At 29.4% G+C, this 12,354-nt stretch carries 11 protein-coding genes; all 11 read right to left on the bottom strand.

Features of this window, described 5'->3' with window-relative positions; all coding sequences use genetic code 11:
- Entirely contained in the window at positions 1 to 861 is an 861-nt protein-coding gene (locus T514_RS0103325) for a decaprenyl-phosphate phosphoribosyltransferase (protein WP_027623486.1), read from the bottom strand.
- 133 nt (positions 862 to 994) lie between these two features.
- Complete coding sequence (locus tag T514_RS0103320; protein ID WP_027623485.1) at positions 995 to 1,255, bottom strand: stage V sporulation protein S; 261 nt, start codon at positions 1,253 to 1,255, stop codon at positions 995 to 997.
- 135 nt (positions 1,256 to 1,390) lie between these two features.
- Complete coding sequence (gene rny / locus T514_RS0103315) at positions 1,391 to 2,923, bottom strand: ribonuclease Y (protein ID WP_423219343.1); 1,533 nt, start codon at positions 2,921 to 2,923, stop codon at positions 1,391 to 1,393.
- Positions 2,924 to 3,115: 192 nt separating this feature from the next.
- Positions 3,116 to 4,177 (bottom strand): recombinase RecA, encoded by a 1,062-nt coding sequence (recA, locus tag T514_RS0103310; RefSeq protein ID WP_027623483.1) that lies wholly within the window; start codon positions 4,175 to 4,177, stop codon positions 3,116 to 3,118.
- A gap of 281 nt (positions 4,178 to 4,458) precedes the next feature.
- Positions 4,459 to 5,040: a CDP-diacylglycerol--glycerol-3-phosphate 3-phosphatidyltransferase gene (pgsA, locus tag T514_RS0103305; RefSeq protein WP_027623482.1), complete on the bottom strand. Its 582-nt coding sequence runs from the start codon at positions 5,038 to 5,040 to the stop codon at positions 4,459 to 4,461.
- Positions 5,024 to 6,358 carry a 30S ribosomal protein S12 methylthiotransferase RimO gene (gene rimO / locus T514_RS0103300; RefSeq protein ID WP_027623481.1) on the bottom strand — a complete coding sequence of 445 codons (1,335 nt, stop codon included), beginning with the start codon at positions 6,356 to 6,358 and terminating at the stop codon, positions 5,024 to 5,026. Before rimO ends, pgsA begins: the two co-directional genes overlap by 17 nt.
- A 12-nt stretch (positions 6,359 to 6,370) precedes the next feature.
- On the bottom strand, positions 6,371 to 8,605 hold the full coding sequence (locus T514_RS0103295) for an FtsK/SpoIIIE family DNA translocase (protein WP_027623480.1): 2,235 nt from the start codon (positions 8,603 to 8,605) through the stop codon (positions 6,371 to 6,373).
- An 89-nt stretch (positions 8,606 to 8,694) separates the two neighbouring features.
- Complete coding sequence (locus tag T514_RS0103290) at positions 8,695 to 9,393, bottom strand: ClpP family protease (protein WP_027623479.1); 699 nt, start codon at positions 9,391 to 9,393, stop codon at positions 8,695 to 8,697.
- Between the two features lie 56 nt (positions 9,394 to 9,449).
- A complete protein-coding gene (dapG, locus tag T514_RS0103285) occupies positions 9,450 to 10,658 on the bottom strand; it encodes an aspartate kinase (RefSeq protein ID WP_027623478.1) in 1,209 nt (402 codons plus the stop codon).
- Between the two features lie 15 nt (positions 10,659 to 10,673).
- Positions 10,674 to 10,949 (bottom strand): YlmC/YmxH family sporulation protein, encoded by a 276-nt coding sequence (locus T514_RS0103280; RefSeq protein ID WP_027623477.1) that lies wholly within the window; start codon positions 10,947 to 10,949, stop codon positions 10,674 to 10,676.
- 70 nt (positions 10,950 to 11,019) lie between these two features.
- Positions 11,020 to 12,318, bottom strand: a complete 1,299-nt coding sequence (locus T514_RS0103275; protein ID WP_027623476.1) for a M16 family metallopeptidase — start codon at positions 12,316 to 12,318, stop codon at positions 11,020 to 11,022.
- Positions 12,319 to 12,354: the final 36 nt, after the last annotated feature.

Below are 12,354 nucleotides of genomic sequence, written 5' to 3'. Positions count from 1 at the left end.
TTATAATTTAAAATAAATAATAATTAAAACACTAACTATCCAAAGAATTATATTAATTAAAAATGGAATATCCTTAGTAAATATATCCTCTGGTTTACCACCAATATTATTTTTAAACATTAAATACTGATATCTGAATATACCATATAGTACAAAAGGAATTGTAAGCATCATACTCCTACTTTGCACTGAACTAAAAGTATAGAGACAATAAGCCATAAGTATAGATGGCGTAACTATAGTCAACATACTATTAATAAGTTCAATAGAATATTCTTCTAATATTTTTCTATGACTTCCACTTTTGTTTTCTAGTGTAATTAATTCACTTTTTCTTTTATTTAAGGCTAAAAATAAAGAAAGCAGCGTTGTACATAGTATTAACCAAGGCGATATAGGAATATTTGTAGAAATACTTCCTGCTTCTACCCTTAATACAAATCCAAAAGTTATAATCATTACATCGATAATAACTACATTTTTTAATTTAAATGAATAAAATACATTTAAAATTAAGTATGTGAAAAGAATAGAAAACAATTTTATATTTTTTATAGATAATAATACTACAATAATGAATATTAAAATATCTAAAATAATAGTTGCTCCTTTAGATATTTTTCCACTAGGTAAAGGTCTATTCCTTTTTTCAGGATGAAGTTTATCTTTCTCTATGTCAACTAAATCATTTAATATGTAAATAGTTGAAGAAGTAAGACAAAATAATATAAATGTTTTTATATTAGTAAGTAATAAAGGCATTTCTATAAATTTGCCTGAAAAAACTAAGGCCGCAAAAACAAAACTGTTTTTTATCCATTGTTTAGGCCTCATAATTTGAATTAACGCTTTTAGGTTCAACATTATTCCTCCTCTTGTTGCAATGCAAAATATTTATCACAAATTATAATTTACCATATAATCATCATAAATAAAAGGACTTGAATAAATCCAAGCCCTTTTTCTTAAAATTTTAATTAATTACATTCAATATTTACCTTGGTTGTACAATTAATTTAATGGCAGTTCTTTCTTCGCCATCAATTTCTATGTCCGTAAAAGCTGGTATGCATACTAAATCAATACCACTTGGTGCTACAAACCCTCTAGCAATCGCTACAGATTTAATTGCTTGATTTAACGCACCTGCACCTATTGCTTGTATTTCAGCGCCTCCTTTTTCTCTTAAAACTCCTGCTAGTGCTCCTGCAACCTTATTTGGACTTGATTTTGCTGAAACTTTTAATACTTCCATAATAAACCTCCTATAATTTAACTAAATTTGTTATACATACTAATTATATTATTCTACACATAATGAAAAAATCCTTTTAATTTTGTAAAGTTTATTACATTTACAAGATTAAAAGGATTTATTTTCTAAACTATTTTACTTTGCATAGTCTATAGCTCGAGTCTCTCTTATAACATTTACTTTGATTTGACCAGGATATTCCAATTCGCCTTCTATTTTCTTTACAATATTCCTTGCCATTTCAACTGACCCAGCATCATCTATTTCTTCTGGTTTAACTATTATTCTGATTTCCCTACCCGCTTGAATGGCATATGACTTTTCTACGCCTTCATATGAATTTGCTATTTCTTCTAATTTTTCCAATCTCTTTATATAAGCTTCTAAAGTTTCTCTTCTAGCTCCTGGTCTTGCAGCTGAAATAGCATCAGCAGCCTGAACCAATATTCCTTCTAGAGATTGTGATTCTACATCACCATGATGTGCACCTATTGCATTTACTATTACAGAAGATTCATGATATTTTTTAGCTACCTCTGCACCAATTATTGCATGAGGTCCTTCAACTTCATGATCTACTGCTTTACCTATATCATGGAGTAATCCAGCTCTCTTAGCTAATGTAGGATCAATACCTAGTTCTGAAGCCATCAAACCCGCTAAATATGAAACTTCTATAGAATGTTTCAAAACATTTTGACCATAGCTAGTTCTATACTTCAATCTACCTAATAATCTTACCAATTCAGAATGTAGTCCATGAACACCAGTTTCAAAGGTTGCCTGTTCTCCCTCTTCTCTAATGTCATTTTCAACCTCTTTCTTAGCTTTTTCTACCATTTCTTCAATTCTAGCTGGATGAATACGTCCATCCACTATAAGCTTCTCCAATGCAATTCTTGCAACTTCTCTTCTTATTGGGTCAAATCCTGAAAGAATAACTGCTTCCGGTGTATCATCAATTATTAAATCCACTCCGGTTAAAGTTTCGAGAGTTCTAATATTTCTTCCCTCTCTACCTATTATACGACCTTTCATTTCGTCGTTTGGAAGGTTTACTACATATACAGTTGTTTCTGCTACGTGATCAGCAGCACATCTTTGAATGGCATATGTAATAACTTCTCTTGCCTTTTTATCAGCTTCTTCTTTAGCCTTTGCCTCAACTTCTTTAATCATCATAGCAGTTTCATGTTTAATCTCTTTGCTAACTTCCTCTAACAATACTTCTTTAGCCTGCTCAGATGTTAATCCTGACAATCTTTCTAGCTCTTCTCTTTGTTTGTTATACAATTCTTGAATACTTTGTTCTAATTCAGCAACTTCCTGTTGTTTTTTGTTTAAAGTTTCATCTCTTTTTTCTAACATATCGCTTTTTTTATCAAGCAATTCTTCTCTTTGAATTATTCTTCTCTCTAAACGTTGAATTTCATTTCTTCTATCTCTTGATTCTTTTTCGAAGTCATTTCTTAATCTATGAACCTCTTCTTTAGCCTCAAGTATAGCTTCTTTTTTCTTTGATTCAGCATTTTTTTCTGCCTCATCAATTATTTTTTTTGCTTCTTCTTCTGCATTAGAAATTTTAGCTGCGGATACATTTTTTCTTATATAAAAATCAATATAAATTGCGATAGCAGCTACTACTGCAGTTATTAGTATATAATATATTGGTATTGGTTTCACATGAACACCTCCTTTGCTTTTTTTGTCCCTATATCTATTCGTAATAAATATAAAAGCATAGAAAGGTGTCATATTATTCAAATGGATCTTTGCGCTAAACCAGATTTTGTATTTATTTTATATTAATTTTATCATTATGTCAAGTTATATATATTCTTTATATAACGGAATATATTATTATTTATTTTCTTCAGTTTTATTTTCTGACTTAGCTTTTTGACCTTTTTTATCTTCCTCTGGTTTGTTTACAATAGGTAGTTCATATTTTTGTCTTATAGAGTTTTCTATTTCGGATAATAAATCAGGATTTTCCTTTAAAAATTGCTTCGCATTTTCTCTTCCTTGTCCTAGTCTTATATCTTTGTAAGAGAACCATGCTCCACTTTTTTGTACAAACTCTTCTTTAACTCCTAAGTCTAAAACATCACCTGTTCTTGATATTCCTTCATTATACATAATATCAAATTCAGCATTTTTAAATGGAGGAGCAACCTTATTCTTAGTTATTTTAGCTCTTGTTCTATTTCCTAAAATATCTTCTCCCTGCTTTATTGAATCAATTCTTCTTACATCTATTCTAACACTAGAGTAAAATTTTAATGCTCTTCCTCCTGGAGTAGTTTCTGGATTACCAAACATAACTCCAACCTTTTCTCTTAACTGATTTATAAATATAGCTACACATTTAGATTTATTTATAGATCCGGCTAACTTTCTTAAAGCTTGAGACATAAGTCTAGCCTGTAATCCTACATGAGCATCTCCCATTTCGCCTTCTATTTCTGCTCTTGGTACCAATGCAGCTACAGAGTCCACTACTATTACATCAATAGCATTTGATCTCACTAATGCTTCTGCAATTTCTAAAGCCTGTTCTCCTGTATCTGGTTGTGATACTATAAGATTATCAATATCTGCTCCTAATCTTTTAGCATAAGCTGGATCTAAAGCATGCTCAGCATCAATAAATGCAGCCGCTCCTCCCATTTTTTGAGCTTCAGCTACTATATGCAGTGCTACTGTTGTTTTACCTGATGATTCTGGTCCATAAACTTCAATAATTCTTCCACGTGGAACTCCACCTATCCCTAACGCAATATCCATTCCTAAGCAACCTGTTGGTATAGCATCTATATTTAATACACTATGTTCCCCTAATTTCATTATTGAACCTTTACCAAATTGTTTTTCAATCTGCCCCATAGCAGCTTCTATCGCTTTAAACTTTTCATTATTCATATTATCCCCCTAAAGGGTTCACCATCCTTTCATCTTTTCGAACGTCTGTTCTATTTAATTATACAATAAACTTTTCCTTAGGTCAACGTATAAAAAAAGTGCTACACATTTTTTTAAAGAGTACATATTACAAAGCATAGAGTACAGATATGGAGAAGATTTCTTTTATCTGAACTCTATGCTCTTTGCTCTATACTCAAAAAAAATTGCTTCACAATCTTTTTATTAAGTACTTTACTTATTTATGATTATACACATAATTACTACTTTTAAACATTAAATTATCTATCTGTATTAATAGCTTCCTTATTTTTAATAAAATAATCTAATCCAGATATAATTGTAATTATAATAGCAGCAGCCATAGCTACTTTAGTTAATATAACTATATAGTCGTATGGAATTATCATTAATGTAGAAGAAGCATTTAGGCTACCTTTGTTAATGCTTATCAAAGCAAGTACAATTGCTACAATTTGTGTAACCGTTTTTGCCTTTCCCCATGCACTAGCAGCAATAACTATTCCTTCCGCTGCTGCAACAGCACGAAGACCTGTTACTGCAAACTCTCTAGCTATAATTATCATAGCAACCCAAGTGGGGATAACTTGTAATTCAACTAATGATATTAATGCTGCCGTTACAAGTAATTTATCCGCTAAAGGATCCATGAATTTTCCAAACTTAGTTATTTGATTTCTACTTCTAGCTATGTAACCATCTAACTTATCTGTTAATGCAGCTAAAATAAAAATAGCTGTGGCAATTTCTTTGCCATATGGAATACCTTTAACGGCGATAAAGACCAAAAAAATAGGAACTAAAAAGATTCTTATTAATGTAAGCTTATTTGCTAGATTCATAATATACAACTCCTATTAAATCATATTCTGAGCTACTCTCAATTTTAACTGGAACAATATCTCCTATATTTAATATTTTATCACATTTAAAATAAATTGCACCATCAATTTCAGGAGCCATTTCAAAATTTCTACCAATATAATACTCTTCATTAAGATTATCTACTATAACATTATATACTTTTCCTATTTTGCTTTTATTCAGTTCATTTGATATATCTTGTTGTAGTATCATTAATTTCTTTTGTCTTTCTTCTTTAACATTTTCCTCTATTTGGTTTTCCATAATTGCAGCTGGAGTATTTTCTTCTTGAGAATACTTAAATACGCCTAACTTTTCAAACCTTATTTCCTTAATAAATTCTTTTAACTCATTAAAACTAGCTTCACTCTCACCTGGAAATCCTACAATCAAAGAAGTTCTTAAAGATATATTAGGTATTCTTTTTCTTAGATTATTTATAGTATTTAAAATTTGTTCTTTTCTTCCTCTTCTTCCCATAGGTTTTAATACATCATTACTTATATGTTGTATTGGCATATCTAAATATTTACACACCTTAGCATTAGTAGCCATAACATCTATAAACTCTTGTTCTATTTCTTCAGGGTAACAGTATAAAACTCTAATCCATTCTATTTCCTCTATTTCTGATATTTTATTTATCAGTTCAGGTAACATCTTTTTATTGTATAAATCTATACCATATCTTGTAGTATCCTGTGCTACTAATATAATTTCTTTAACACCTTTTTTAGCTAAGGCTTTAGCTTCAGCTAATATATTTTCCATCTTTCTACTTCTATATTTACCTCTTATACGTGGTATTATACAATAAGTACAGAAATTATCACAGCCTTCTCCTATTCTTAAATAAGCATAATGACTAAGAGTAGTTAACACTCTTTCCCCTTCATTTATTATACTATCGCTATAATTAAAGCAATAAGTTTTTTCTTTCTTTTGGACAGCAGCATTTATTGCTTCCCCTAACTTATCATAATCATTAACACCAATCATAATATCAACTTCTGGTAATAGTTCCTGAAGATCTTTACCATACCTTTGGCTTAAACACCCTGTTACAACAAGTGCTTTACAATTTCCTCTTTTATATTTTGCCATTTCTAATATAGTATTTATTGATTCTTGTTTAGCATCTTCTATAAAACCGCAAGTATTAACAATTATTACATCTGCTTCCCTAGGATCATTAATTATTTCATTGTCTTTGCTAATTTTATTTATCATAATTTCAGCATCTATCCTATTTTTATCACAACCTAAACTTACTACTCCAAACTTTAACTTTTTCATGTATTGTCCTCCTTAGTCTATATCATCTTTATTTATAAGTACTTGCCTTGGTTTACTACCGTCTTTTCCTGAGATAATTCCTCTTTCTTCTAATTGTTCAATAATTCTAGCCGCTCTATTATATCCTATTCTAAGTCTTCTTTGCAAAAGTGATGTAGAAGCTTGTTCTGTTTGTACTACTATTTTAATAGCTTCTTCTAACAATTCATCTTTATTATCATCATTAACTTGAGTAGCAGTATTTATCTCCTCTATTATACTATCTTCATATTCTACTTTACACTGTTGATTTTTTATATAATCTACTACTTTTTCAACTTCTTCTTCTGATATGAAAGCCCCTTGGATTCTCATAGGCTTTGATTCTCCCGTAGGATAAAAAAGCATATCACCCTTTCCTAATAATTTTTCAGCTCCTGACATATCCAAAATAGTTCTTGAATCGATCTGACTAGATACTGCAAAAGATATTCTTGATGGAATATTAGCTTTTATAACTCCTGTAATAACATCTACAGAAGGTCTTTGCGTTGCAATAACCAAGTGCATTCCTGCCGCTCTTGCCATTTGAGCTAAACGTCCAATATAATCCTCAATATCATTTGGACAAACCATCATTAAATCTGCTAACTCATCTATGATTATAACCACTAATGGCAACTTACTTTCTATTCTTCCCTTTTCAAATAATTCATTATAACTTTCTATATTTCTCACATTATTTTCAGCAAATAGTTTATATCTTCTAGTCATTTCATTTACTGCCCAATTTAACGCTCCAGCAGCCTTTTTAGGTTCTGTCACTACAGGTATTAAAAGGTGTGGAATACCATTGTATATGTTAAGCTCTACTACCTTAGGATCTACCATTAATAGTTTAACGTCTTGAGGAGAATATTTGTATAACAAACTTATTATGAGAGTATTAATACAAACACTTTTACCTGACCCCGTAGCTCCAGCTATAAGAAGGTGTGGCATTTTTGTTAAATCCCAAACTGCACAGTTACCTCCAATATCCTTACCAAGCGCAAAAGCTAGATTTTTATTAAAATTAGAGAATTCTGCAGACTCTAATACTTCTCTTAAAAATACAGGGCTTAATTCCTTATTAGGTACCTCTATGCCAACAGCAGATTTACCAGGTATGGGTGCTTCTATTCTAACTCCAGATGCAGCTAAATTTAGTGCTATATCATCTGCTAAATTAACAATCTTACTTACCTTTACACCAGCACTAGGCTGAAGTTCAAATCTAGTTACAGAAGGGCCTTTGGTAACTTGTATAACTTTAGCTTCTACACCAAAGCTAGACAGAGTCTCTTCCAATTTACCTGCATTATTTAAAAGTCCTTTTTTATCTTCTTTATTTAGTTTGCTACTAATATTTTGATTTAATAAATTCATATTAGGAAATTTATATTCTATATTAAAATTAGAATTTCCTTTACTTATTTCCTTTTCTAGTTCTTCATTTATATCCTCATCAACTTTATTATCATGGCTTTTTACATTTTCACTACTAAACTTAACATCTATAACAGGATGTTCTTCTTCTTCTTTTTCTATAGTTCCATTTTTAATAAAATCAATTATTTTAATCTTATTATTCTTTTTAGTATTGCTTTCATCTTCACTTTCAACATCATAAGCAACTATCTCTTTTTCATCTACTTTTTCCTCACAAATTATCTCTTTATTATCTTTACTAATTTTTCTTTCTAATTTTAATTTTTCTATTATAGTATATAGAGATATTTGACTTATTAATATAAATGAAATTATGTATATAGATATAAAAATAACAAAGGACCCCAATTTACCAAAAAGCTTATATAAAGGTATATCTATAAGATAACATATTATACCACCATGTAACATACTTTGTGAATTATATATAGCTGTAATTCCTTCAAAAACTGTTTGATTTCCATCACTTATAGATATATCTCCCATTTCAATACATAAAAGTGTATTAAGTAAAAAAAGAACTATTCCGTAAAATTTCTTATTAAAATTTATCTTTCCTTTTTTTAATATAACACAAATTCCAATAAAAATAATTAAAAATGGAAAAACAAAAGACCCTAATCCAAATACAGCAATAAGTAATTTTTTTATCATCCTTCCAATTAACCCGGAATTTGATGAAGAAAATACACTTATCAACATCAGTATTCCTAAAGTAATGGAAATTATTCCCTTTATATCATTATCAGCATTGTATTTTGCTTTCTTTCGTCCCATATACTATCACCTCCTTTGTAATATTTCTACATAATATTTTAATTATCCTTCTATGACTTGTCCATACCAAAATCAACCATAGGTTAAACCTATGGCTGTTCTTTTTTCAAATTTTTATCACTTATTAAGTTGTTTAATTTATTTAGAGCTTCTTTTATGCCACCTACATCGTCTATGAGACCACATTTAACCGCTTGCTCTCCTATTAATATAGTACCCATATCATTTAGAAGATTATCAGTTTTAATCATCATTTCTTGCAAAGCTTCTCTTTTAATTTTAGAGGTTCTAACAATAAATTCAAGTATTCTCTCTTGCATTTTGTTAAAATATTCAAAGGTTTGTGGTACTCCTATTATAAGACCATTCATTCTTATAGGATGAACTATCATAGTTGCAGATGGTGATATAAAAGAATAATCTGCCGAAGTAGCTAAAGGTACTCCTATAGAGTGACCACCTCCTATAACTAACGACACCGTTGGTTTACTTAAACTTTTAATCATTTCTGCAATGGCAAGACCTGCTTCTACGTCTCCTCCTACGGTATTTAGTATTACTAACACTCCCTCAACATTACTGTCCATTTCTATGTTTACTAATTGAGGTATCACATGTTCATATTTTGTGCTTTTTGTTTGTGGTGGACCTGCCATGTGACCTTCTATTTGACCTATTATAGGTAACACATATATTTTTTCATTTGTTTTAGGAATATTACTAACACCTAATTCCTTTATATTGTTTAACTCATTTTTAACTTCTTTTTTTTCAACTTCATCACTCATATTCTTCCCTCCTAGCATATTTTATTTTGTGCATAAGAGAGAAGAATATTCATGTATTATTTATGCTCACCTAGCTTAAAGACTTTATGCAATACATTTATAGCTTTCTCTGTAAAGTCCCCTTCTACAAGACACCATATAGTTGTATGTGAATCTGCTGTTTGAAGGACTTTAATATTTTCTGAATTAAGAGAATAAAGTATTTTTGCCATTACTCCAGGTATTCCTCTCATTCTGCTTCCAATAATAGCTATCTTACTACAATTATCAATATGAGAGTAATGTAAATTCAAACCATTCATTATACTGTCAAATTTATCATAGTCTTTACCATCTATTGTAAAGATACTTTCTTCAGGAAATACATTTATTAAATCTATACTTATAGAATTGTCTGCCAAAGTTCCTAATAATGTAGTATAGTTAGTATTATTCTTATTTTCATTTTGTGATACCTTAATTTGAATTCTATTGCTCATATGAGTAATACCAGTAATAATATTATCTAAATTTATATCTCCAATATTATTAATCATTGTTCCTTTACAATTGCTTAATGTATTTTTTATAACTAATGGAATATTTTCTTTCATAGCTATTTCTATTGCTCTAGGATGTACCACTTTTGCACCTTGATCTGCAAATTGGAATACCTCATTATAGCTAATTTCTTCTATTAAAGATGCATCTGAAACAATTCTAGGGTCTGCAGTCATTATACCATCAACATCTGTATATATTTCTACCTGTTCAGCTTTTAGCGAAACTCCTAGTAAAGCACCAGTTACATCGCTTCCACCTCTTCCTAAAGTTGTAGTAAAACCTTTGTCACTTAAGCCTTGAAATCCTGCTATTACAGGAATTTTACCCTGTTTTATAACTTCTAATACTTTGCTTCCATCTAAATTTACTACTGAAGCATTATTGTAACTATCATCAGTAAATATCCCTGCCTGTCCACCAGTCATAGGAACTGCATCAATTCCTTTTTCTAAAAGCTCATCTGTCATTACTACAGTACTTATAATTTCTCCACAACTCATAAGTAAGTCTATAGAAAGTGGATTTTTATCCTTTAATTTCTTACTTACTAAAGACAGAAGTGTATCTGTAGCATAAGGTTCTCCTTTTCGTCCCATAGCTGATACTACTACTACTGGTGAATATCCTTCTTTTTGAGCTTTTATAATTTTATCTATAACCATTATTCTTCTTTCATGAGTTGAAACAGATGTTCCTCCAAACTTTTGAACTAAAATCTTCATATTATCCCTCCACAATTATATATGGGTCTTTTTTAATATTTTTTCATTTACATCTATGATTATAGTTTTTGTTCCGATTTTTTTTATATATTCCCAAGGTACTTCAATAAATTCATTTTTTGCAAAAAAACTAAATTTAACTTTAGGATCTGCTAAAATTAGCAACTTAAAGTTTCCTTCCTCGTCAATTATAACATCATTATTTGATAGACAGTTATATTTATCTCCATCATTAATATTAATAATTTCATATCTTTCCATTTCGCTATATAGCTTTATACTATCTTCCATTGTAAAACCTCCTTAACATATTTCATAAAATCTTATGAAATATGCCAAGGATTTATTACTACTAATTATATTATATTAAGGTTGATGGATTATTGTTAAAGGGAATAGTATCTTTTTCTATTAATATTTTCATTAATTCTAAGTCACATTCTTCTCCTACATAAGCAGAATTTATAATACCTTTTTTAAAAGTATTATCCATAACTTTTTTAATTTTATCATTATCAATATTATCTATCTTTTTAATTATATCTTCTGGTTTATTTATCTTATTTAAAAACAATACAGATTTACCATTATTAAACATTCTACTACTAGTACTTTCTAGTCCTAGAATATAACTTCCCTTTAATTGTTCTTTTCCTTTTAGTAGTCTTTCCCTTGAAATATCCATATTTGAAAATCGTTCAATTTCTTCTTTTATTAATTTAACAACTTCTATAGCATATTTAGAATTTAGTCCCGTGTAAATAGTAACTACTCCTGCATTATTGAAAGAGCTTAAATAAGAATATATGGAATAGCATCTTCCTTTTTCTTCACGTATTTTTTGAAATAATATAGAAGAAGCTCCTCCTCCTAATATATTATTTAATAATAATAAAGTATAAGCATCCTCACTACCTGCCTTTACTCCATTTAATCCTAGACTTATATGAAGCTGTTCTATTTTTTTCTTTTTAAATAAATGATTGTTTAATATAGCAGGATGTGAATAGTTAGTTATTTCTTTATTTCTTACTTTCCATTCTCCAAAATACTTCTCTATTAAATTTATTATTTCTTTTTCATTAAACTTTCCTGCTATAGATAAAACACAATTTTCTGGTATGTAATGAGAAGATACATAATCTACAATTTGCTGTCTTGTAAAAGACTTCACAGTGTCAATGGTACCTAAAATAGGAAGTGCTATAGACTCTTTTCCCCATATAGCTTCATTATGTAAATCCATGAGTACATCTTCAGGAGAATCCTCATTCATATATATTTCTTCTATTACTACACCTTTTTCTTTTTCTATATCTTCTTCAGAAAACTTACTATTAAACAACATATCTGATATTACATCTAGTGCTAAATCTAAATGAGTATCTAAAATTTTCACATAATAGCAGGTAGCTTCCTTACCAGTAAAAGCATTTAATTGACCACCTACATCTTCTACTGCTTCTGCTATTTGCTTGGAACTTCTATTAAGAGTACCTTTAAAAAGCATGTGCTCTATAAAATGTGATATACCATTATTTTGCTTGTTTTCATTTCTAGATCCATTTTTTACCCATAACCCTGCACTTATAGAATTAACATAGTCTATTTCTTCTAAAACTACCCTTAAACCATTACTGAGTTTTATTAAATTATACATTATGTTCCTCCCATAAATTAAAATATCTATTTAAAA

Source organism: Clostridium lundense DSM 17049 (assembly GCF_000619945.1).
In the GTDB taxonomy this organism is placed as follows: domain Bacteria; phylum Bacillota; class Clostridia; order Clostridiales; family Clostridiaceae; genus Clostridium_AO; species Clostridium_AO lundense.
This window is presented reverse-complemented; position numbering and strand designations above follow the sequence as displayed.